Source organism: Syntrophaceticus schinkii (assembly GCF_000946815.1).
GTDB classification, from domain to species: Bacteria; Bacillota; DSM-12270; order Thermacetogeniales; family Thermacetogeniaceae; genus Syntrophaceticus; species Syntrophaceticus schinkii.
In genome coordinates this window covers 1-22,041 of the sequence record NZ_CDRZ01000223.1, presented here as the reverse complement: position 1 = coordinate 22,041, position 22,041 = coordinate 1, and the positions used below count along the sequence as shown (strand labels likewise).

Annotated in this window: 26 protein-coding genes; 9 read left to right on the top strand and 17 right to left on the bottom strand. The window is 47.3% G+C overall.

Annotation, left to right across the window (positions count from 1 at the left end; translation table 11 throughout):
- Positions 1 to 17 precede the first annotated feature (17 nt).
- From cdd to SSCH_RS07835, 10 genes are all read right to left on the bottom strand, one after another.
- Positions 18 to 503 carry a cytidine deaminase gene (gene cdd, locus SSCH_RS07880; RefSeq protein ID WP_408645713.1) on the bottom strand — a complete coding sequence of 162 codons (486 nt, stop codon included), beginning with the start codon at positions 501 to 503 and terminating at the stop codon, positions 18 to 20.
- Between the two features lie 7 nt (positions 504 to 510).
- Entirely contained in the window at positions 511 to 927 is a 417-nt protein-coding gene (locus tag SSCH_RS07875) for a diacylglycerol kinase family protein (protein ID WP_044664978.1), read from the bottom strand.
- A complete protein-coding gene (gene ybeY / locus SSCH_RS07870; protein ID WP_044664977.1) occupies positions 908 to 1,420 on the bottom strand; it encodes an rRNA maturation RNase YbeY in 513 nt (170 codons plus the stop codon). The genes SSCH_RS07875 and ybeY overlap by 20 nt, the downstream gene beginning before the upstream one ends.
- Positions 1,383 to 3,584, bottom strand: coding sequence for an HD family phosphohydrolase (locus SSCH_RS07865; RefSeq protein ID WP_044664976.1), 2,202 nt, complete (start codon positions 3,582 to 3,584; stop codon positions 1,383 to 1,385). The genes ybeY and SSCH_RS07865 overlap by 38 nt, the downstream gene beginning before the upstream one ends.
- Positions 3,585 to 3,614: 30 nt before the next feature.
- Positions 3,615 to 4,595 carry a PhoH family protein gene (locus SSCH_RS07860; protein ID WP_232294295.1) on the bottom strand — a complete coding sequence of 327 codons (981 nt, stop codon included), beginning with the start codon at positions 4,593 to 4,595 and terminating at the stop codon, positions 3,615 to 3,617.
- A gap of 217 nt (positions 4,596 to 4,812) precedes the next feature.
- Positions 4,813 to 6,033 carry a sporulation protein YqfD gene (gene yqfD / locus SSCH_RS07855; RefSeq protein ID WP_232294296.1) on the bottom strand — a complete coding sequence of 407 codons (1,221 nt, stop codon included), beginning with the start codon at positions 6,031 to 6,033 and terminating at the stop codon, positions 4,813 to 4,815.
- Positions 6,034 to 6,070: 37 nt separating this feature from the next.
- Positions 6,071 to 6,349 carry a sporulation protein YqfC gene (gene yqfC, locus SSCH_RS07850; RefSeq protein ID WP_084711022.1) on the bottom strand — a complete coding sequence of 93 codons (279 nt, stop codon included), beginning with the start codon at positions 6,347 to 6,349 and terminating at the stop codon, positions 6,071 to 6,073.
- A gap of 134 nt (positions 6,350 to 6,483) precedes the next feature.
- The gene (locus tag SSCH_RS07845) at positions 6,484 to 6,960 is read right to left on the bottom strand and encodes a GatB/YqeY domain-containing protein (protein ID WP_269746151.1); all 477 of its coding nucleotides are present in this window, start codon (positions 6,958 to 6,960) and stop codon (positions 6,484 to 6,486) included.
- Positions 6,960 to 7,136 (bottom strand): 30S ribosomal protein S21, encoded by a 177-nt coding sequence (gene rpsU, locus SSCH_RS07840; protein WP_044664987.1) that lies wholly within the window; start codon positions 7,134 to 7,136, stop codon positions 6,960 to 6,962. The genes SSCH_RS07845 and rpsU overlap by 1 nt, the downstream gene beginning before the upstream one ends.
- Before the next feature lie 157 nt (positions 7,137 to 7,293).
- Positions 7,294 to 7,755 carry a pyruvoyl-dependent arginine decarboxylase gene (locus tag SSCH_RS07835; RefSeq protein ID WP_044664972.1) on the bottom strand — a complete coding sequence of 154 codons (462 nt, stop codon included), beginning with the start codon at positions 7,753 to 7,755 and terminating at the stop codon, positions 7,294 to 7,296.
- Positions 7,756 to 7,933: 178 nt separating this feature from the next.
- On the opposite strand from SSCH_RS07835, the gene SSCH_RS07830 reads away from it, so the two are divergent.
- The 3 genes from SSCH_RS07830 to SSCH_RS07820 all read left to right on the top strand — a co-directional run bounded on the left by SSCH_RS07830 (position 7,934) and on the right by SSCH_RS07820 (position 9,713).
- Entirely contained in the window at positions 7,934 to 8,455 is a 522-nt protein-coding gene (locus tag SSCH_RS07830) for a hypothetical protein (RefSeq protein WP_044664971.1), read from the top strand.
- A gap of 5 nt (positions 8,456 to 8,460) precedes the next feature.
- Positions 8,461 to 9,090 carry a coenzyme F420-0:L-glutamate ligase gene (locus SSCH_RS07825; RefSeq protein WP_044664970.1) on the top strand — a complete coding sequence of 210 codons (630 nt, stop codon included), beginning with the start codon at positions 8,461 to 8,463 and terminating at the stop codon, positions 9,088 to 9,090.
- Between the two features lie 350 nt (positions 9,091 to 9,440).
- On the top strand, positions 9,441 to 9,713 hold the full coding sequence (locus tag SSCH_RS07820) for a hypothetical protein (protein ID WP_052835457.1): 273 nt from the start codon (positions 9,441 to 9,443) through the stop codon (positions 9,711 to 9,713).
- Positions 9,714 to 9,831: 118 nt separating this feature from the next.
- On the opposite strand, the gene SSCH_RS07815 is transcribed toward SSCH_RS07820, so the two are convergent.
- Positions 9,832 to 11,133: an HD domain-containing protein gene (locus SSCH_RS07815; RefSeq protein WP_044664968.1), complete on the bottom strand. Its 1,302-nt coding sequence runs from the start codon at positions 11,131 to 11,133 to the stop codon at positions 9,832 to 9,834.
- Positions 11,134 to 11,331: 198 nt separating this feature from the next.
- Here SSCH_RS07815 and SSCH_RS07810 point away from each other — a divergent pair, with 198 nt between their 5' ends.
- On the top strand, positions 11,332 to 11,778 hold the full coding sequence (locus SSCH_RS07810; RefSeq protein ID WP_198142290.1) for a GreA/GreB family elongation factor: 447 nt from the start codon (positions 11,332 to 11,334) through the stop codon (positions 11,776 to 11,778).
- On the opposite strand, the gene SSCH_RS07805 is transcribed toward SSCH_RS07810, so the two are convergent.
- Positions 11,779 to 12,126 carry a phage holin family protein gene (locus SSCH_RS07805; protein WP_044664967.1) on the bottom strand — a complete coding sequence of 116 codons (348 nt, stop codon included), beginning with the start codon at positions 12,124 to 12,126 and terminating at the stop codon, positions 11,779 to 11,781. It abuts the gene before it with no gap.
- Positions 12,127 to 12,266: 140 nt separating this feature from the next.
- Here SSCH_RS07805 and SSCH_RS16575 point away from each other — a divergent pair, with 140 nt between their 5' ends.
- Genes SSCH_RS16575 through SSCH_RS16565 form a run of 3 tightly spaced genes read left to right on the top strand, consistent with a single transcriptional unit; the run spans position 12,267 to position 14,663 of the window.
- Positions 12,267 to 12,608: a hypothetical protein gene (locus SSCH_RS16575; protein WP_052835456.1), complete on the top strand. Its 342-nt coding sequence runs from the start codon at positions 12,267 to 12,269 to the stop codon at positions 12,606 to 12,608.
- Positions 12,593 to 13,759, top strand: a complete 1,167-nt coding sequence (locus tag SSCH_RS16570) for a DNA methyltransferase (RefSeq protein ID WP_052835455.1) — start codon at positions 12,593 to 12,595, stop codon at positions 13,757 to 13,759. Before SSCH_RS16575 ends, SSCH_RS16570 begins: the two co-directional genes overlap by 16 nt.
- Positions 13,692 to 14,663, top strand: a complete 972-nt coding sequence (locus SSCH_RS16565; RefSeq protein WP_052835454.1) for a DNA methyltransferase — start codon at positions 13,692 to 13,694, stop codon at positions 14,661 to 14,663. The genes SSCH_RS16570 and SSCH_RS16565 overlap by 68 nt, the downstream gene beginning before the upstream one ends.
- Positions 14,664 to 14,829: 166 nt before the next feature.
- Here SSCH_RS16565 and SSCH_RS07795 read toward each other — a convergent pair whose 3' ends face one another.
- Positions 14,830 to 15,390, bottom strand: a complete 561-nt coding sequence (locus tag SSCH_RS07795; RefSeq protein ID WP_044664966.1) for a UbiX family flavin prenyltransferase — start codon at positions 15,388 to 15,390, stop codon at positions 14,830 to 14,832.
- A 550-nt stretch (positions 15,391 to 15,940) separates the two neighbouring features.
- Between SSCH_RS07795 and SSCH_RS07790 the strand changes: the two genes are divergently transcribed.
- Positions 15,941 to 17,320, top strand: coding sequence for a radical SAM/SPASM domain-containing protein (locus SSCH_RS07790; protein ID WP_044664965.1), 1,380 nt, complete (start codon positions 15,941 to 15,943; stop codon positions 17,318 to 17,320).
- Between the two features lie 265 nt (positions 17,321 to 17,585).
- Complete coding sequence (locus SSCH_RS07785) at positions 17,586 to 17,789, top strand: hypothetical protein (RefSeq protein ID WP_156972186.1); 204 nt, start codon at positions 17,586 to 17,588, stop codon at positions 17,787 to 17,789.
- Between the two features lie 18 nt (positions 17,790 to 17,807).
- Here the strand turns inward: SSCH_RS07785 and SSCH_RS07780 are convergent, their stop codons facing one another.
- From SSCH_RS07780 to SSCH_RS07765, 4 genes are all read right to left on the bottom strand, one after another.
- Positions 17,808 to 18,329 (bottom strand): hypothetical protein, encoded by a 522-nt coding sequence (locus SSCH_RS07780; RefSeq protein ID WP_044664964.1) that lies wholly within the window; start codon positions 18,327 to 18,329, stop codon positions 17,808 to 17,810.
- Between the two features lie 599 nt (positions 18,330 to 18,928).
- Positions 18,929 to 20,560, bottom strand: a complete 1,632-nt coding sequence (locus SSCH_RS07775; protein WP_052835452.1) for a CRISPR-associated helicase/endonuclease Cas3 — start codon at positions 20,558 to 20,560, stop codon at positions 18,929 to 18,931.
- 24 nt (positions 20,561 to 20,584) lie between these two features.
- Positions 20,585 to 21,025 carry a hypothetical protein gene (locus SSCH_RS07770; RefSeq protein ID WP_156972185.1) on the bottom strand — a complete coding sequence of 147 codons (441 nt, stop codon included), beginning with the start codon at positions 21,023 to 21,025 and terminating at the stop codon, positions 20,585 to 20,587.
- A 202-nt stretch (positions 21,026 to 21,227) separates the two neighbouring features.
- Positions 21,228 to 21,890, bottom strand: coding sequence for a type I CRISPR-associated protein Cas7 (locus SSCH_RS07765; protein WP_198142286.1), 663 nt, complete (start codon positions 21,888 to 21,890; stop codon positions 21,228 to 21,230).
- Positions 21,891 to 22,041: the final 151 nt, after the last annotated feature.

Sequence of the window (22,041 nt, the reverse complement as noted above, 5' to 3'; positions counted from 1 at the left end):
AAAAACACCCCATTCTTTTATCTGCGGTTCAAGAAAAAAGCTGAAGTCAAAAGCTCCTTTAACTGAATTTCCTCCAATTCATCCTTCTCTCCCTGGCGAATAATCTTTATATGGGGGGCAAACTCCGCCAGGCACTGGAGGCATGCTCCACAGGGCCAGACAGGTTCCGGTGCCCAGAGAGCCAACACTTCATACTCCGTATAGCCTTCAGCCACCCCCCTAAAGAGGGCCACCCTTTCAGCACAGACTGTCAAGCCAAAGGATGCGTTTTCCACATTGCAGCCGGTAAATACAGCCCCCTCCCTGCTGAGGATAGCCGCTCCCACAGAAAAACCGGAATAGGGAGAGTAGGCAAACATGGCCGCCTTTCTGGCCATTTCCAGGAGTTCGCGGTCACTGATGCTGCCCATTGTCGCTCCTCCTTCAGTTACAACTCGATACGATACTGTTTGGGGATCCCAAAGTTGTGATCGTTCAAATGCAGTGGCTGCCCTTGCTGCTATGTGATGATTACAGTCTGAGGATCACGCTCATCAAGTTACCACTTACAGAAAGTAAATTACTCAAGCCTGACCCCACTAGATGCGGTATAAAAACAATCAAGCCAATGATCACAGCATTGATGGCAGCGGCCAAAACCGCTCCTGCGGCAATATGCTTGGCCAAACGGGCACCAGGGTGATAGGTGTTGATATAAAGATCCACTGTCTTTTCCACCGCTGTATTAAACATCTCCGCTACCAGAACCAGGGTGATAGCAAAAACCACCAGAGCTAACTCCAGACGGTTTAATCTCAAAAGTTTGGATACTAATAGGACAAAAACAGCAGCCGCCAAATGGATCTTCATGTTCCTTTGGGTAAGAATACTATAGCTGATACCTGCCCAGGCATCCCGAAAACTCTCTTTAAATCTCCGTTCTCCCATCCTCATCAGGCTCCACAGCTAAATCTACCATTTTAAGTACCTTCTTTTCTTTTGATCTCATTCTGGCCGCATCAGCCTTTAGCTGATGGTCATATCCCAAGAGGTGCAGCATGCCGTGAACAGCCAGAAAAAGCATCTCTCGGGCAAGGGAATGCCCGTACTCCCGGGCTTGTTCAAGTGCCCTGGGCACAGAGATAACAATATCCCCCAGCAAAAATTCATCCTGAAGGCCATCTAAGTCAACTAAGTCATCATCGCCATCCATCATGGGAAAGGATAACACATCTGTTGTGCCTGCGACTCCACGGTAGCGCTCATTGAGAACCGCCATTTTTTGATCATCTGTAAGGATCATGCTTACCTCTGCAGCATCAATAAATTCCTGAGAGAATTCTTCTTCCTTTAAAAGCTTTCCCAGCGCTTCTCTGATTAGGTCCTTGATCTCTGAACCGACATCAACCTGACTCTGCTCCTCGCTGATTAACAGCTGCACCCCGGGACTTCCTCCTTTCCAGTTCTGTGATCAATGCTGCCTCCGGATACTCGATCCGCGAATGGAAGATTCCTCCCAATACCCGCACAAAGGCAACAGCAATTTTATTCAAATCCTTAAAGGTCAGATCACACTCTTCAAGCTGACCATCATGTAGTTTTTCCTTAATTACCTTCCTGGTCAGTCCCTCCAGACGCCCAGGTGTGGGCTTCTGTAAGGAACGAATTGCCGCCTCTACGCTGTCTGCAAGCATCACCAGGGCAGCCTCTTTGCTCTGGGGTTTAACAGAATCATAACGGAATTCCTCTTCTGTAACCAGCTCCGGACGCTCACTCTCTAAAGCCCTCTGATAAAAATAGGCAACAAGGCTTGTGCCATGGTGCTGTTCAATTATTCCCTGAAGATCCGGAGGAAGCTTATGTTCACGTGCAAGTTCCAGCCCGTCTTTGACATGTGATGTAATGATCAGTGTGCTTAAACTAGGAGCGATTTTGTCATGGGGATTCTCCCGCGACATCTGGTTTTCGATAAAGAAATAGGGTCGTTTTAGCTTACCGACATCATGGTAATATGACCCCACCCGCACCAGAAGGGGGTCTGCGTGAACTGCCTCTGCAGCTGCCTCAGCCAGGTTCCCCACCAGGATGCTGTGATGATAGGTGCCCGGTGCCTCCAGAAGCAGGCGCTTGAGCAGAGGTTCACTGGGATTAGAAAGTTCCAGCAGCCGCACTGAGCTGGTGATCCCGAAGGCTCCCTCCAGGTAAGGGAGAGAACCCAGAGCCAGGATAGAGGAGATAATTCCGTTTAAGACACCCATCCCCATCCCCGCCAGAACCATTGTCAAAGGGGTTTCATTGAGCAGTCCCAGGATCAGGATCATGCCAACATTGGCCAGAGATATGAAAGCCCCACCCCTGACCACATCTGATCTGCTGCCAATGACCCCAACACCGAAAATACCGGCCATACTTCCCACAAACCCTACCAGGGCAAAGGATAACTGGCCGTTCGTCATCACTCCCACAAGAACGCTGAAAATAAAAGCAGTAAACACAGCCAGCCCTTTATCCAGAAGAACGGAGATCAAAATAGCTCCACCGGCAACCGGAAGCAGGTAGCCTACAAGTACAGCAATTTCCGGGCGCGGGCTGATCGTAATCACTGAAACCGCTTTAGCTATCAGTATGGTCAGGGTAACTACCAGCCCGTAAAGAATCAGATACTGTTCGCGCTCCAGTATCTCTCTGTGGGATCGATAAAGATATAATACTATTAAAACCCCGATCAGTAAGACAAACAGCGTCACCCCGAGCACCTGAGGCCAGGCTGCCTGCCCCCGCATCAATCCTGACTGACGCAGAACAGCCAGGTGAACCTTAGTGATGATATCCCCTTCACGCACAATCACCTGGCCGGCTTTATATGTGCGCTCTACAATGGGCACCTCAGCCTCAGCCTGGGCAACCCTTCGCTCATAGGTTTCCTTGTCGAAAATAAGATTCGGGCGAATGGTATTTACCAATACAGCCGAAACCGTCGGTTTCCACTCCCTGGTGATATCGGAATTGGAAACCTTTTCCGCAATGCTTTCCTTGGCATTAGGCAGAGCATCAGCTTTAAGACCATAGCGCAGTTCTTCCTGAAGCAAACCTACACTTAATGTCTCAGCTTTGTCCAGTTCCTGCTCTTTCCCCTGCAGCAATGACTCAAGGGAACTGGTAGGGATAGCCTCCAGCTCAGCGGTAGGAATCCCCATCTCCTGTGCCAAATAAGTGCGCAGCTGCTGGAGTTTCTCTGCGGGCTGAATCTCTGTATCCCGAAGTTTTCGAACCTTGTCAAAGGCATTTTTAACCTTTTCATCCAGCCGCGTTAAAACACCGGTATCCTCCTGATAGGATTTCTCTACCTGGCTGACTGCATTGCGACGCAGGCGTTCAGTTTCTGCTTCATCCACATAAACGATAGCCCGCGGAGCATATATATTTGTAGGGCACACCTGTCCTTCTTTAAATGAGTATCCCCTTGAGGTTAAACCGCTGCCCACAATAAAAACAGCAGCCAGGAAGAATATAACTCCCCATCCTACTCGCCGAAAAACAGGGTTGCTGGTATACTTTTTCCAGGTCTGCCGGAGCAGGGTATTCCCCCTGCGCAAGTCCAGCATGGATTTTCACTCCCAATAATTTAGTGGAGGTTATTTTGTTTGGGATTCGTAGCGCTCATATGCTTCAATGATCTTCTGCACCATAGGGTGCCTGATCACATCATCTCCTGTGAGATGAATAAACGCTGCCCCCTCCACACCTTGCAGTATCTTTTGCACCTCAACCAGCCCGGAGGATTGTCCCTTGGGAAGGTCGATTTGGGTGATATCTCCGGTAACAACTGCCTTGGATCCGAAACCAAGGCGGGTTAAAAACATCTTCATCTGCTCTGGAGTAGTGTTCTGAGCCTCATCCAGGATAACAAAGGAGTCATCCAGGGTGCGGCCCCTCATATAAGCAAGCGGAGCAACCTCAAAGACATTGCGCTCCATATAGCGCTGTGCCTGATCAGCTCCCAATACATTATACAGCCCATCATAAAGGGGACGCAGGTAGGGGTCAACCTTTTCCTGGATGTCCCCGGGCAAAAAGCCCAGTTTCTCTCCTGCCTCCACTGCGGGGCGCACAAGGACGATCCTGTTGACATCCTTGTTTTTGAAGGCTCTTACAGCCATAACAACTGCCAGGTATGTCTTTCCTGTTCCTGCGGGACCGATGGCGAAGATCACATCATTATCCTTGACTGCCTGAATATAGCGCGCCTGCCCGGCGGTCTTCGGGTACACCGATTTACCGCGATGATTCGTCAACAGCACTTCAGACCGGATCTCGACCAGGTTATCCCGGGAGCTTCCATTGACAAGATGCCAGGCGTAATTGATATCACTGATCGTAACAGAATTCCCTTTTTTGCTCCAGGCAATCAACTGCTCCAGAAGGGCGATGGTACTCCTGACCGCTTTCTGATCACCCCGTACAATGATCTCATCACCGCGGGCGATAATACTTGTAGCACTCTTCTCTTCGATAAACTTGAGGTTAGAATCAAGGCTACCAAAGAGATTACATGCAGCACCATTATCATTTACCGATATTTTAGCTTCTGCACAGCCTGTCAAGCTATTTCTCAACCCCCTATTTCATTAGATGTCTGATGCCTGATGTCAGAATGTTTGAGGCAGGATGACAGATGTCGAATTTGTGGAATCGGTATTGACGAGTTTTTACTCCTTTCCTACTTCCGGCATCTTTCCGACTTCCTACTTCCGGCATCTGACCTCCATTAGAGGCAGGATGTCACCGTCCCCATTATATTTAGCTGTTTAAGATTCCGCCCCGAGCAAACGCCTATGGTGTGAAACCACGAATGACACCAATATCTTCTTTGGTTTCTACAGTAAGAACCACCCGCACCGGGTTGTCATCCTCAGTCCCCAGCACCTTGTACTGACGCTTAACCGGTACTGCCCCTTTGGGTATTCCTTTGGCTTCCTTTTTCCTGGCACTGCCGGCGGCTGCATCAACCGCTTCTTCATAACTGCGCCGGAGGCGGACATGTTTGATCTCCTCTGCTTCTATTGTAACAAATTCGACAGGTAAAGTTTTATTCCTCCAACGCGGAAATTTACTTCTCCATGTTTGCGATCTGTAATATTTGTACGGTATACTATGCGGCCCCTTAATAATTATTTCCTTGTTACCCAATTTAATGCAGTATATGCGCGCACTTCTCCCTGTTTTCTCCTCAACCACCTCATCACGGAAGACCTCTCCATAAAAACGATACCAGAACTTACCGTATACAATACCCTGAGCACTGACATAGCGCAAGGGTTTTTGAGCAGAAGGCGGTGGCTTTGGAGCGGTGGAATCCTCTTCCGGGGGTGGCGGATAAATAGCCCCGGAAATAAGCACCTGCCCCTTTCGCACCAGGTCTCCCTCTTCCACCTTAGGCTGCCCGTTCAAGGCAAGAATGCTATCGATAACTCCATCTTTTTTAGCAACAACATGACATGGCCCCTGGGAGCGAGGGGGATCGATCTTTTCTACAACCTTCACCTGGGAGCGAGGGCCTACTTTCACCTCTATATAAGATATGCCCTGAAGCTCACGCAGGAGATAGTCCTCCACCTGATCTCTGTTTGCCATGAAGCAAAAACTGCCCGGCTTCAGACCCTTGACAGCTGCCAGGTCTTTCACACGGGCGGCTGATATTTTGCGTGTTCCTGTGACATCTACCGTCCAGATCAGTGATGACAAGAAGTAAAGTATGATGAAGAAAATTAGTGCACCGGCCAACAACATGCGGCGGCGCCGGAAACGGAAAACCACAAAGGGAAGCCCCTGCTTCCTGAGAATGCAAATCCGGCAGTTGCTCTGTCTCGCCACATGGCGCAGAGTCCGGAAAGACTGGGCGTAAACCTTTACCATAAGGGTGTCAGTGTCACTCCAGGTGAGATCCCACAGGTGGATCCCTCTGGTAAAAGCCATATTAATAAAACGCTCCGGGTGGGTTCCCTCCACTACTAAAATAATGTATCCAAGAAGGTATGCCCAAATTTTCTTCATGATCACAGCTGCCAGGCCCCCTTATCCTGTTTTTCAATCATTCCAGGATGTTGAGAGCTCTGATTTTGCCGTCAACTGCAATTTCATCCGGGAAAATATTGCGCAGTACCAACCCCTCCCCGATAATAACCATTTCACCCAGACTGGTGCTGATGCGTATCTTTTCTTTAGTGTATTCCATAATGCCGCGATGATTTTCTATATGCAGCTGCATATCTCCCAGGAGGGTAATACGGGGCAGATTCATGAGCAGATCTTTGGGAAGTTCAAGGTAATTGGCCAAAAACTCCATCCGCTTCTTCTTTTCTCCGGACAAAAAAATCCCACCTTTCTCTTTCTTTACCATCTTATGCATTTCCAAAATGAAAGAGAACAGGCGGGAAACAGCAGTTATCGAAAAAAATCAAGGCGGGCACGAGGCCCGCCGTTTCACCAGATAATGCCCAGTATTCAATGTCCTGATGTGAGGAGTTCTCTAACGACCTGGTTGACCAATTTTCCGTCAGCACGTCCCTTCACTTTGGGCATCAGGACACCCATCACCTTTCCTAGATCGCGCTCACTGTCAGCTCCTACTGAAACTATCACTTCTGTTGCTAACTGCGTAATCTCGTCTTTACTTAACTGTTGGGGAAGGTATTCCATTAGAATCTCAATCTCTGACTCAAGCTCCGCAATCTTCTCCGGATCTCCGGCGCGCCGGTATTCCGGCAAAGCATCTCGTCGCATCCGGACTTCTTTAGCTAAAACCTCGATGATCTCTTCTTCAGACAGGTCGTGCCCGAGTTCGATCGCTCGATTCTTAAGAGCGGCACGGGACATCCGAATCACTGAAAGTCTTAACTTACCGGCTTCGCGGGCTTTCATAGCTTTTTTCATATCCTCATAGAGGCGATCCTGTAAAGAACATAAAAAATCACTCCTTATCAGGACCAGCGGCGTTTGCGCGCTGCTTCGGACTTCTTTTTCCTGCGTACACTAGGCTTCATATAATGTTCCCGCCTCCTGGCCTCGGCTAAAACACCAGACTTCTGGCAGGATCGTTTAAAACGCCGCAGAGCACTTTCCAGTGATTCATTTTTCCCGACCTTGACCTCAGCCATGACCATTTCTCCCTCCCCCCCAGACCAAGTTGCATGGCGTAATTCTTACCTTAATAATGGCGTAATTCCTGGTACAATAGTAAGAAAGCATCTGTTATCGTATCTAATTATACACCAGCACCGCAAAAACCGTCAACTTAAGGGATATGGATCATCCTTAATAATCCATTATAACGGCAGCAAAAACTGACCCAATTTTCTCAACTTTGTGGTCAATCCCCTGGACGAGCACCTCCTTCAAAGAGAGATTGCGCATCTGAAAACCTTCCTCTACCATCTGCCGCACCCTTGTTTCTGCTTCCTCTTTCGTGCAGAACCCTTCAAATTCCATGATCACACCATAAGTATCCTGGCTGCTGATGCCCACTCCAATAGATGCTGCAATTATCTGCCCGGGAGTGCTGCTGGTAATATATCCGTACGCAGTTGGAGTTGGGGTTCCCGGCGCAATCTGAAGCCCTGGTGACAACTGTGCCCCTGGCGGTAAGATGCTGCTCACACGCACCAAATTGAGATTACCGATACCCGCATCCAGCAGGGCGGCATCAAATGCATTTAAAGGGGTCGTACCCTCCCCGCGCCCGACAACCAAGTCAAATTTTCTGGGAACTCGTAACACAAACTCGCCTCCTTACCAAATGATTCGCTTTATTATATGGAAAGCAGAGCAAATTGGTACCACTTTGGGGCGTTATTTTGGGTTACCACCGGATAAGTTATGTTCACTATCCCTTCAGCATATAAGTTAATGAATAGTCCCTGTGATCTGTGATCCAAAAAAGGAGGGGGTAGTTGATTTGGGGTTCCTGGTAGCTTTTCTTGCCTGCGCCGGCACTCTCTCTGCTGCACTTGCGGTCTATTACTGGCGCCTTGGTAATCATAACATCTTATTGGATACTGCAGCTGCTTACGAATTTAGTGTTGAACATGATTTTGCCGGCGGCGAGATCCACTGCAGCTGCCTGATCCCCCTTTCCAATAATGGTGAGCAGCAGGGGATGGTTAATAATGTTTTCTGTCAGCCTGTCCACTGCGGAAAAATCATGAAGGATCTGGAAATCGGATCACACCTCCGCCTCATCAGAAACACCATACGGAAAAATGGCTACTGGGAGTCACTGATCCTCAAAAAAAATGATTATTTCACTGTAGAACTGGTCGTGAATATTCGCAGCGGCGTATATATTTCCTCTTTAGTACGGGAGCTTCCCTACCTGAAGATGCTTATCTATTACCAGGTGGTAGGGAGGAAGGGAATCCAGTGGAAAATGGCTGAAATATCCCTGCCCTTAACAAAAAAACAGGTAAAAGGCGGTTGAGCAAGATGACAGCACAGGCGATACCTGTGAACACCAAAATTATTACACCTGATGATAACCTGCTGGAGGTGATCGATAGATATGCCTCACACCAACTCCGCAAGGGTGATATATTGGCAATAGCGGAGACCGTTGTGGCCATCTCCCAGGGTAGGATCATCAGGCCGGAAAATGTCAAACCAGGAATTTGGGCACTGCTCATCTCCCAATTCATCCATCAGGATGGCAGCCTTTCTTCCCCCTTTGCACTGCAGGCTGTTATAAATGAAGAGGGCACCCTGCGCACAGTAATCGCCTTTATTGTCAGCTCGCTGACCAGGGTTTTCATGAAGCGAAAAGGGGACTTTTATCGCCTGGCAGGCAAACAGGCGGCACTGATCGATGATATCACCGGCACAGTTCCCCCATTCGACAAGTATATCGTCCTGGGGCCGAAGAACCCTGAAAAAGTGGTGGCTGCCATCAAGAAACGCTTCGGAGTGGAGGCAGCCATTGTTGATGCCAATGATCTCGGCAGAACACAGATCCTGGCAGCAACCAAAGGTGCCAATATACAACTCCTCTTGCGAGTTTTCAAGGATAATCCCGCCGGGAATGCCGATGAACAGACACCCCTTGTCATCGTGAGAAAATAGAAAAACTCGCCCGTGCAGGCAAGTCCTATCTCCATCCACCTTCTTCCAGAGTAGCATGTATCTTACTCTGCGACTTAGATTGGCGAGTCCTATCTCCATCCACCTTCTTCACATCACCAGTTATCAGATCAACTGGGTGCAGATAAGTCCTTTGAAATCTCCATCCTCAACCAAGATAGCTTTCCCGCTACTTCTGCCCGATTCCGTACCAAAGCCAGGATGGCCAATCTTGAACGAAGTTAGCTTCCCCGTGACCCTTTGCAACAACAAGGATAAAACCTTATTGTACCAAAGAAGACATATAATGAATATGATAGACCAGGAATCCTATGAATGGGGGTGGGGGAAATATGGCCCTGCAGAAAGATGAAGTGAGCATCAATATCGCCGGTTTGACGATGAAGGTCTCCCGCTTCTCCACACTGCCTGTCCCCCATGAGGTAACTGCTGTAATCCCCAGGGTGGAACTGCGAACCTGGCGCTATCGGAACGGAGAACTGATCGAAATTGAGGAAAAAATCTTCAACAGTGTCACTATTGTGCACGCCCCACGCCATCCACCAGGCGGAGCAAAGGTGCCTCCTGAGAAACCCTCTCACACCACCTGGAAGTTCTCCCCCTGAGACGCGGGGACGGTTCTCGCGTCTCACTCTCGCGTCTCACTCGACGCGCGGGACGCGGGAATGGTTCTCTTGTCCCATGCCAAACTCTTCGCTACAAGAACGTCGCCACAGGGGGAGGTCATTTTCGAATTTCACCGAATTCTTCTTTCAGCATTTTAATCAGTATCTCCCTTTTATTCAGGTCACGGTTTTCCTTGACCCTCTCGAAGAGAAACTGCAGGGCACTGCCTACTATAGGTCCTGGTTTTACTCCCAGCACCTGCATCACATCATAGCCGTCAACTTCCAGATTCTTAATGGAGAAAGGGGGCAGTTCAAAGAGAACGGCATCGATCTCTTTTTTGAAGTGCTCCAACCTGCCGAGGTTCTTATACTTCCCTCCCATAATATCGGCGCGGCGCAGTTCTAAAAGATCCCCAAGATTTTTTAGCCCAATTTTATTAACAAACCTCAGCACCGCCTTTTTTGTCCTGGGTGTGGGGTACATATGGTGAAAGACAAGAAAGGAAACCTTTTCAATAAACTCCTTGCTGTATTTTAACCTCCCTAGAATACGGCGCGATATTACAGAACCAATAACCTGGTGTCCGTAAAAATGCACACGATCTCCCTGATAGCTGATGCAGTGGGGTTTCCCGATGTCGTGCAAAAGTGCCGCCCAGCGCAGGTGCAGCTCCGGCCGGATTTTCTGCACGACAAGCATAGTATGATCAAACACATCCTTTATATTTTGCCCGTTCTCTGCGATCCCGTAAGTGTCATCAAGCTCCGGCAGAATGTATTTGAGCAGTCCGGAGCGACGCATTTCCTCAAAATAGAGAGCAGGCCGCCGGCCGACAATGATCCTATCGATCAGTTTGCCTACTTCTTTTAAAGGTAGAGTACGGATTGTAGAGGAACACTGCACAAGGGCATCCCATGTTTCCGGCTCAAGGTGCCACTCCGTCCCTGCATCGTCGAAGCGCTTCATTAAATAGAACACTTCTAATAGCTGTCTGGGATCTTCTTGGAACCTGGCTGTGGGATCCCCTACAGCCTGAATGACCCCCACCCCGGAGTTCAATGAGCGAGACACCTCCCAGGGATCGACCAACTGCTCGGTAAAGGGGTCAAAGGAGATGCCATTTACTGTGAAGCTATAGTGACGCAGTTCAGTCATCCATTCCCCCAGGCAGATTACCCTCACAGGAACCTGGTCGCTGAACACCGTCATTGAACCATCATCATTCCTGGATGGATAAACCCTGTCAAAAAGAACACCCACCATCTCGGCAGGAGCATCGGTTATCACTTTTAACTCCTCAGGTTCCAGTCCGATGAGGCAGTCACGCACGGTGTTACCGGCAGCATAAGCCTCATATCCAGCCATGTGCAGTTCCTCTATGATTTTCAAAACCAGCCCAGGTATTGAAAGCTGCATTACTTTTCTCTCCCGAATATTGATATAGTAATGTGCATTACTTTTTGTAGTAAATGTTAAATTCATACACTATTGACAGTGATCGTCATTAATGATAACGTATAATTCAGGGTGTTTTGCTTCAGCCGCAAAATGTCCCTATACTTTTTATTATTTATAGAAGTGACATTAAATGGGTACTCAAGGAGGCTGATCAGAGTGTCCACAACATACAAATTCTCCAAAGCGACCTTCGAAAACCTTGTCAAACACCTGCTGGATATCGAAGAAGGAAAAAACCAACTTCTCAATGAATACTTTCCGGAACCCACCGATGAGCGCAGGGATTTTGAAAAACTCTTTGATGACTATGTCATGAAAGTTGATAACCTTGTGCGCAATGCCAGTATCTCAGAAGAACAGCATGATATGTTTCCCTTTGTGACCATCGGAAGCCGCGTAGAGGTTGAAGACGCCGAGAGCAAGAAATCATACGAATTCCGAATTGTCACACCCTATGAAAGCACTGTAGAAAATGGCGATATCTCTTACCTTTCCCCTATGGGAAAATCCCTGCTATTGAAAAAGGCCGGGGAAAAAACCGAAGTCAATGCGCCCGGGGGTATATACTGTTATAAGATAAAAGCGATCAAACACCCCCAGTAATTATTTAAAAAAGAACATATTTAAAATAGATATAAAGATGGCCACAGCAAAAGCATGCCAGAAGCCCGGAATGTGCAGACCCCCAATCAGTGAAGCGGTAAGCAAAACCATAAGAGTATTGATCACCAGTGTAAACAGCCCGAAGGTTAAAATTTTAATGGGCAGTGTCAGCAGAACCAGTATCGGCCTCACCAGAACATTCACCACACCGAGTACCAGTCCCGCCCAGAGCAGTGCTGATGGATGATCATATGTGATCTCGGGGAAAAACCGCGCAGCAAGATAAAACCCGACTATATTAACAATGATTTTTAAGATGGCAACAGCCAAAATTCTCACCTCTCTCATTTACTTTTCTGAAAACCAATATACCTGAACCACCGGAAATAAGCAAACCATTTGAAAAATAAGCGGTTGAATATAGGACACAGCAGTAGATTATTATGATATGATTGAGATACAGCTGCTCATTTTTGGAGGGAAAGCTGTTGACAAAAGAACAGTCCTTCTTCAAAATTCTTGAATGTTTTTTTGTTGGGACACAGGTAAAAGGACAATCAGGCTACATTAAGTTAATGCAGATCAGGTCACACTACTATAAAAAGCATATCATCCCCTCTCTCAAGAATGAAATCAACCAACTCGTCCACTTCCCAGAATACCGAGAAGAGATTTTTGAAAAACTCTACACCTTTTCAGCCACTACCTCAGCCCGACCGGTTCTATTTGCTTTTGTGATACACCCCAAAACCATGGTTTCTATGATAAGGCTTATAACAGAGGAAACAATATTTTTCCTCACTGGGCAACCCATATGCTCTACTATGTGAAAACTGACCGCCCTTTCGCAGACCTGGAGGTGGAACTGAACGGGTTTAGGTTTTATTTCGATGTTTCCAATCTGAATGACAAGAAGTCAAATGACAAACAGAAGATCATCTATCAATTCCGCGAAAAAAAAGGGGACAGCACCCTTATGATAGCAGTCATCACCTCGGAGCGGCGGAAGAGAAACAAGATCAAGGAAATCCTGCGCCAGTTCCACACGGAAGGGGTTCAGGTAGATGAGGAAACGATCAGGATGGCGATCTCATTATTCGAAAGCCAGGGAGAGAGGGATTACTTTATTAACAAAGATGCACACAGCTTCCTGAAGGAGCAGTTTGGCCTTTGGATCTGCCAGAATCTCTATGATAGAGGCATCGTTTGGAATGAAGAGCAGGTCAAGAAAATGCAGGCGCTCCAAAAGATATCTTTGCAGACCATTTCATTGATCAGCCAATTTGAAGAGGAGCTGCTGCACATCTGGAACAAGCCCAAATTTATCCTGAAAGCAAACTATGTGATCACCCTCGACCGGATTGCCCAAAAAGATTCGGACATCCTCAGGCGTTTGGCCTCTCACCCGGGCAGCCAAATCCAAATCGACGAGTGGCGGGAACTAGGGCTGGTAAATGAGGATTTTCAGATAACAGACATTTTCGAAGAGGGCTCAGAGAGCTCACCGGAGGAAAGCCTTTCCGGCAGCTACTGCCATCTTCCTATCGATACAAACTACTTTAAGGATCTCCAAACAGAGATCCTTTCCCTTTTTGACAACCTGGATCAAGAGCTTGACGGATGGCTGATCAAGAGCGAAAACTACCAGGCCCTGAACACCATACTTCCCAAGTTTCAAAACAGGGTGCAGACAATCTACATCGACCCCCCATTTAACCGTGAGCAGGACCCCGGCTACTCCTACTCCGTCAAATACAAAGATGCCCATTGGACCACCCTGCTGGAAAACAGGCTGCAGCTGGCACAGCAGATACTGAGTGAAAGCGGCTGCATCTTTGTTCGCTGTGACTACAACGGCAACATGTATGTGCGCCTGTTAATGGACGAAATCTTCGGACCGGAAAACTTCAAAAATGAGGTTATCATCAAAAGATCAGGGATTCAAAAACAGGCCAAAAAACAAACTGCTGGTAGCCACTGACTCCCTCTTCTTTTACTCAAAAACAGAAGCAGGGAAGCCGAGAGATATCTACGAACACCGCGAAACAAACTGGCTTACCTTTGTACACTACCCGGGTGTCAGGAAGTCAAACAAAAATCGCCTGGTTTTTGGTTATAATTTAGAACCCCCCCAGGGGAGACACTGGGGTTTGAAACAGGAGCTGATCGATCATTGGGTTAGCAAGGGGTGGGTGCGCTTCCGCTGCCGCGGGTGCGGGTATGAGCACTATGAAGGGGAATGGAAGGGCTGTCCACAATGCGGCTCCTGCGAGTTCATACCGGAGCTGAAAAACCCACCCAAAAAAATCGATTCCAACTGGACAAACATCCAGAGCTATTCCCAGGACCCCGCCTTTCCCACTCGCAATGCAGAAGATCTTTTAAAACGTGTCTATGAGGCAGCCTCTGCAGAAGGGGACCTGGTGATGGACTTCTTCCTGGGCTCAGGAACCGCCACTGCAGCGGCACAGAAGATGAAACGAAAATGGATAGGGGTAGAGATGGGAGATCACTTTAACACATATGTGCTCCCCAGAATGAAAAGGGTGCTGGCCGGAGAGCAAACCGGCATTTCCAAAGAGGTCAATTGGCAGGGTGGGGGCTTCTTCAAGTACTGTGAACTGGAGCAGTACGAGGATACCCTGAGTAAGGTGGAGTGTGACACATTCCTGGCTGATCAAGTGATGACACCCCGGGTAACACCCCAAATCCAAGCTAACCAATCGATACCCTACGAGGATGTGGACATCCCGGGATCGCTTTCCTGCCTCACAGGCAAGTGGATCCGCAAGATAACCCCTGGAGAAGTGGAATTCCAAGACGGAAGCAAATTGAACACAGACAATTTTGACCGGGAACTAATCAAACCCTTTATCAGGTGGTGACGTACTTCCACAACTGAAGTCATGGGGATTAACGCCCCGGTAACGCCCCGACTCTAATTCGATGCTTCTTCGACGTCGTCTCTTTAGGCTTGGCTGAAACGCTTGTGGATTTTACCCCTACTAAGCAAACATCTAAGGGATGGCGGTGCTTTTCAGGCGGGTGCAATTAATCTATACCTTCCCAGCGGGGTATCAACTGCTGTTCCTGACCTAAATGATCCAATATCCTGCCCACCAGATGGTTTACGATGTCATCAATACTCTTAGGATGGTAATAAAAAGCAGGCATCGGCGGCATAATCAACGCCCCCAGCTGACACAATGTAAGCATATTATTCAGATGAACCGCATTTAAAGGTGTCTCCCGAGGCACCAAGATAAGCCTTCTCCGCTCCTTCATTGTAACATCAGCAGCCCTGACTATCAGGTTTTCATCAAACCCATGAGCGATAGCAGCAAGAGTCTTCATACTGCAGGGTATGATCACCATCCCATCATGCTGAAAAGAACCGCTGGACACAGGTGCTGCAAGATCATCCTCTTCATAACGGCTGCCGGACATTTTCTGAATGTCCTCAACGGTCAAACCCATCTCCAACTGCAGAGTTTTTTCAGCCCAATGACTCACAATCAAATGAACATCCACTTCGTTTGCCTTTAATGCTTCCAATAGTTTAACAGCGTATATTGAGCCCGTAGCTCCGGTAACTGCTACCACTAGTCTCATGAAATACCCCCCAGGCCGTCACTGTTTTGCTTATTTATACCTTAATTCTATATAAGCTTTAGAACTCCTATGATAAACCTCACCGGTCACAGATCATATGCTTTTAAATTCCATTAATGAGCTTTGGAAAACACCGGAAATTTTTAATGCGTCAGCCACCAAGTTGAACAGTAAACAACCTCGCCGCCAACAACTTAGATGGCTTCTAAATACCGACCATCCAGTTTGACAGTAAGTCCATAACAATATATCATAAAAGGTGGGAAAAACGTAGGATTACTTTTTAATTCTGTTATTATCGGTTATTTTAATGTTGTTGGGTAAGGTTGTCTACATGTACAGCCATAGATACCCGGTTTCAGTGTCGTTTCCAATGAATGGTTTGGGTTTGGGTTTGGGTTTAGTTTAGGGTTTTGGGTTTAGGGTTTAGGGTTTAGGGTTTAGGGTTTAGGGTTTAGGGTTTAGGGTTTAGGGTTTAGGGTTTAGGGTTTAGGGTTTAGGGTTTAAGGTTTAGATTCTTTGACACAAAATTAATCTGGAGGGAGCACATATGGCCAAAGGGGACAGTATTGTAGGTAAATTGAATTTGGATTTTGCCAAACGATATGTTGGTGAGAGTGTCTTCAAACAGGTTTTAAATTACCTCGAAGGCGATCCTGATACCAACATACCCCGATTAATCAGAGTTGCTCAAAAAATTACACCTGTCGAACACCACAAGGAATTAGCCGGCACCCTGCTCGAAATGTATGAGGAAAATCCGTCAATCCACAATTATTTTAATGGTATTTTCCATGAAATCGACCGCGGGGTACGTGACAGGCTGATGTGCAATTTCGTGGTCAACACCATGCTGCTGTCACCATCACGCCGGAAACAGGTGGAAGAACAAACGGGAACTCATGTGCCGATTACCCTGTTGATTGACCCGACAAGCGCCTGTAATCTAAAATGCCCTGGCTGCTGGGCGGGGGAATATTCCAAACACGACGAATTAGAGCCTGAACTTCTGGACAGGATTCTAGATGAGGCCAAAGAACTGGGAATTTTCGGTATTGTAATGTCAGGTGGGGAACCCTTCCTTTACCCCTACCTTCTCGATATGGCGGAAAAGCATAATGAACAGGCATATATGATCTACACAAACGGAACAAAAATTGATGATGAAGTAGCTGACAGACTACAGAAGGTCGGCAACATTTCACCCTGTGTCAGCATTGAGGGATGGAAAGAAAAAACCGACGCCCGCCGCGGACAAGGCACTTATGAAAAGATACTGGCAGCCATGGACCGCATGCATGAAAGAGGTATCCTCTTTGGGGCTTCAATTACAGTCACCAGAGAGAACTATCAAGAAGTCACCAGTGATGAATTTATCGACTTTCTCATAGACAAAGGAGTCAGATATATCTGGGCATTTCACTACATACCCGTCGGACGCACCCCAAACACCGATCTGATGATTCTGCCCGAACAGCGGGCTTATCTGTACGAACGCACTAGATACATACGAGAGAACAAACTGATGACATACGTTGACTTTTGGAATGACGGAGAACTAACCAGGGGATGCATAGCAGGCGGAGACAGCTTTTTCCACATCACCGCCCGGGGAGATGTAGAACCCTGTGTCTTTGTGCACTACGCAGTGGACAACATCCGGGATAAAAGCCTGAAAGAAGTGCTGGGAAACCCCTTCTTCAGGGAGTACCAGGAACGCCAACCCTTCTCAGATAACTACCTGCGCCCCTGCCCCATCATCGACGTACCGGACCAACTGCGCCAGATGGTCAAAAACAACAATCCCCACCCCACACACGAGGGTGCAGACAGCATTTTGTCAGGAGAAGTAGCCGACTTCCTGGACAAACGAGCAGCAGCTTGGGAAAAGATAGCTGATGAAATCTGGGCATCAAGGAATAGGGGGTAGTTTGGGTAGGTGTAGGGGTGTATCGGTTTTTGTCACTACACTCTGTAATTTGGAATTTTTTCAAATGCTTTTGCACATATTGTAATAACACTTCAGCTTGGTTTACTGACTACAATAATGGGCACCTTAACAATAGGAGGTGCCCATTGATGATCAATAGACCAAATGACATGAAACCAAAAAGCAATAATCGGAGCGAGAATTACATCCGTTTCCACACCCCTGATCAATTGCGTCGTTATTTGGATAATTTATGGGGCCGGAGGTGGCTTTAAAAGCCTATCCGCTTTCAGGGGAGCCTGAAACATTTCGCTATCATCAGAATGAACAGGTTGTCACCAGGAACAAAGACGGTCGAACCCTCGACAGCATGGATGACTTTTTCTGTTATGCCTTTCAGTGTGATGCAGAGGGTTATCCCGGGACAACAAAGAAAACAGTTCACCATGACAGCGAGCCGTTTTTATAATAGCAAATAAAACCTGCGTTACCCAATATCCCGCTCCTTGAACCGCAAAACACCGAGCGCGGCAAGCGCCACAGCAATCAGCGTCAGCCCAATCAGCGGCATGAGTGTAAATTCCTGCACGGGCAGTTGTGGGATGTTTCCGAATGGAGTAATTTTCACAGCCCATTCCGGCACGTCCATGATCCTGCCGAAATACATCACGATGAATGTGTAGCCAAACACCGCCCACACCAGCGCTGTCATTTTCGGCAAGAATCCCACAAGCAGAATGGCGAGCCCAGCTATAGCCCAGATAGCCGGAAGATAGCACAGCCCGACCTTCAGCACGGAACCCAACGCGAGTTCTCCGCCGGAAGCACCCACAAGACCCACGGATAACAGAAATTCTATAGCGACACTTTCAATAATCGCTACTATGAGGAAACTGCCGTAAAGTTTCACGCGTGGTACGGATCTGGCAAATATCTGTTCAAGCCGGCCGCGCTTTTCCTCGCCGTGAATCTTGATCACTGTAAGCACAATCGGAACGCTCGCCACCATTGACATCACCCGGTACCTTTGCAATGGGAGTGGCTTTTCCCGAGCTTGCTAAGTATGATTCCAAGGGTTATCCCGGGACAGAATATGTGGATATTGTTATCTCTTCGTGATCTTTTAGAGTGAAAATGGATAACCCCGACACCCGGCCCGGGGGGTTACGAGACGGGGCAGGAGTGCCGCCCTGAACCATAGCGTTTTAATCCTATCCGGGACACAGGTTAGGTACTGCTGCTCCTCCATCATGATCCCTTCGGTGCCCTTTTCGTTTCAATCCTCACCCTGCAAACGGGCCGGGTGCTACTAGGTTGTTTGTGTAGAGTGGAGACGCAGGACCAGGCGCCAGGATGGTTTCAATCCTCACCCGGTACTCAAACCAGGTACTACCGCCGGGTTACCAACGTACATAAGATGTTTCAGTCCTCATTCAGTTGCAAGCAAGATGGTAAGATGCAAGGGGAAGGTTCCCCGCCCACATCAGTGAAGTAGGGCGTGCCAGTACACTTCTATCCCTCATTGAAATACTGAACCATCAATACCTGATAATCAAAAAACAACATCCTAACATCCTAAGGATGTTCCATTCCTCTAGCCGGTCTATTTTATAATAATCTTTTCATATATCCGAGAAAGCTGTCATATTGCCCTATGGTAAGAGAAGGTAATTCGCTTTCTTGAAGGTGTAGTTGCTTTATTACGGATTTACGAAGGTTCACACTACCACGTTGCAGTTCCCGCGCTGAGATGACTGCACCGGCAGACAGCTTTGCTAACAAATCCGGATCAGCAATAACGGTAACCGTATCATCGGGAATCAAACGAAAACCTTTTGCTACATCAACAAATGCATTTCTGCGCTCACGTTTGCACACATTGTCAGATAAGCCACCCATTTTACATTCCATATTAAAACCTTTGCTTACTGCGTTTGTAATGGTAAGTGTTGACAGCCGGCCGGACCGAATTAGCTTTTTAAACACATTCCTAGGGATCTCGAAGGCCGGGTTAAATCCTAAACTGTCATCCTGTATAGTGAAACAAATTAACGAACTGTCATCATACTCACGATTTCTACTGATTCGCCCCCCCAACTGCAAATAACTTTGGAGAGAACGCAATTCGCAAAAACCATAATGAAAGGAAAAATCTAATCCACATTCAACACAGCTTGTGGCAACCAATGTCCAACCTGTATTGTAATTCGTTGTGGGGTTTAGCCGGCGCCTTACTTCATTAATTACAACTTCTCTATCGCTTGGAGTAAGTGCGGTTGACAGGTGAAGGACGTCGTGTCCGCTATTTCGGAGAGTCATAGCCAAAAAAGCAGCTGAACGAACCGTATTCATCACTACTAGCCGCGAACCATGATCTTTAGTTAAGAAGTTTATAAGCTCGGATATATCCTTAAAATGGGGCACATCTTTTGTCAAAGCATTAAGACTGATTCGGTTGCTTTCATACTGTTCCAGCTTTTGAGACAGTTCATATTTCAGCAAAGGGTAAACCTTGGTGTTAGATATCTTTATAAAGGCCTCGTTCTCCCAAAACTTGAACGATGTTCCCGAACACAGGCAAAAACGACATCCCCATTTGTTTGTTAATTCCGTAATCCAATTCCAAGCCGGAAGCATTAGATTTAAAGGCAATACCGCATGGCTTTCATCAATGATAATTCCGCTTCCGGGTAGCTGGTGAAGTTTGCGTAGCTTTGAAGGGAAATTACTTGCTATTGTTTCGAAAAACTGCACTGCCGTTGTCACTATGATTGGCGCAGTCCATGTGGATGCTAGTTGTCGAAGTTCAATGCTTTCGAAATCTGCTTGGTGGTGATGTTCCGCAACAACCTCTGCCGGATTTTCCCCATCAAGAACCAACGCCTTTCGAAGTATCTCCACAGTCTGACAGATTATATTGGTGTATGGCAATACAACAAAAATATGACGAAGTCCGTTCTTGGCTGCCGATTTCAGCATATGTGCCATGACCGCCGTTGTCTTACCTGTGCCAACCGGACTGTCGCAGTACTCAAGCGGTTTTTCTGTGGCCGCGTTCCGGCAATAATCGTAGAATTCACTGCGCAATTGGTTGCGTTCAGACTGAGGGTTTCCCGAATCTATCTGCAAATCTTGAATGTAACAATCAAGTTTTTTTAGCCGTTCGGCCCAGCAAGTTTTAGGACAGTGCAATTGTTCTCCCGCAGTATCCGAATAGTCCGCGTCTACTAGGCAGCTCAACAGAATACGATACTCCATTGAGAATTAGCTTTTGTGTAATGAATTTGTTAAATTATATTGCTTGGTAACGTAGCCAGTTTCCTTACTGTGTAAGTCGATATACTCTTGATAGTGAGCATCGCTGTCAGCCTTCGCTTCTATAAAACGGAATGGTGATAATTGTCTTTTTTGCTCCATAAGATTAGGCAAGCCCGGATAATGGTGAGCATAAACAAGAGTGGCCGACGGTCGCTCTCTATATGAACCAATCAAATGTTTGACTCCGGCATCCCGATGCTCTATGGGGAGGTCCGCGGATTTCGTTGCCCCGCTAAGAACATCTTGGTTTCTCACAGCTAATTTTCCTAAGTCGTGATATGTTGCAGCATCTTTTACAATCTCAAGATAGCAGCCCGCTTTTTCTGCCGCAATAAAAGGGGAAATTTTGTTCACATTATGGCAAGCACGGTCAACCACCCCGATCACATGCGTACGGTATGACTGGGGTGGTTTTCCATTTCGTTCACTGTGCGCCAGAGGGATCATAGTTTATCCATTAGGTTAACGACAGGTGCCGTCTTACCTTCCAGTTCTACGTTAAGTTCTTTAACACTCTCCAATAATGCCGCCTCATCATAATCCTTCCACGAAGTTGCCGGGCCAATAACATTACCGACTCTTACGGGGGTCAGTGCTCGATGATTTTAAAATCATTATAGCTGCCACGGGCACGGTTATGTTCAATATAGAACGCATAACGGATATTGACCTGCGGACGGATATAGGACGCGGTTTCTTTATATGCGTGGGGAATTAGGCGTAAAAGCAATTCGATGTCCTTTTGTGTACAGTGCGTTTTTTGGGCGGCGGTTGCGTTTATAAAGAAAGGCATAACATACAGGCCATAGGCAACAATCCGGTATGCAAGCGGTGCCATTCCTTTGCTTTTGTCATCTTCTACCGGCAGTACTTTAGTGGTTGTCATGCGTTCGATTCTAACGGGGTCAAGCGAAACTCCTAATCCAAATTGAACAACGCCGGTAGAGATGAATGAGTCAACTTCTTCCGATTTTTCTTCAAGAAAGGTCGTTCCGAAAACGCGGACATCCCAATACTTCTCCAGTAATTCATTACCTGTTAGCTTTCTAACATCAGCACGTTTGGTGTCCTTGCTTTCCAAAACATCATATCCAGTTTCAGATAGGCCAAGCTCTTTGGCAATATCCTGCCAGACAGGAGAATCCTTTGCCAAAACCAAATCGCGTAACTTACGCTTGAAAGATACTGGTGAGATCTCGCCACGTCCGTCCTGCCGGGTACGAGGGTCACTTTCGTCTATCGGGGTCACCATTTGGGTTCGAATCCTTCACGTCAAATTAAAAGCCAGTCCTTGTCCCTACTTTTAATCAAATTCCACCATTTGGTTTTTTCCTCCTTTTCATCCTTTCCTTATCGTATGGAATCGATGCCAGATAACCGAGCAGTACCTGTGCCTGTTCTGA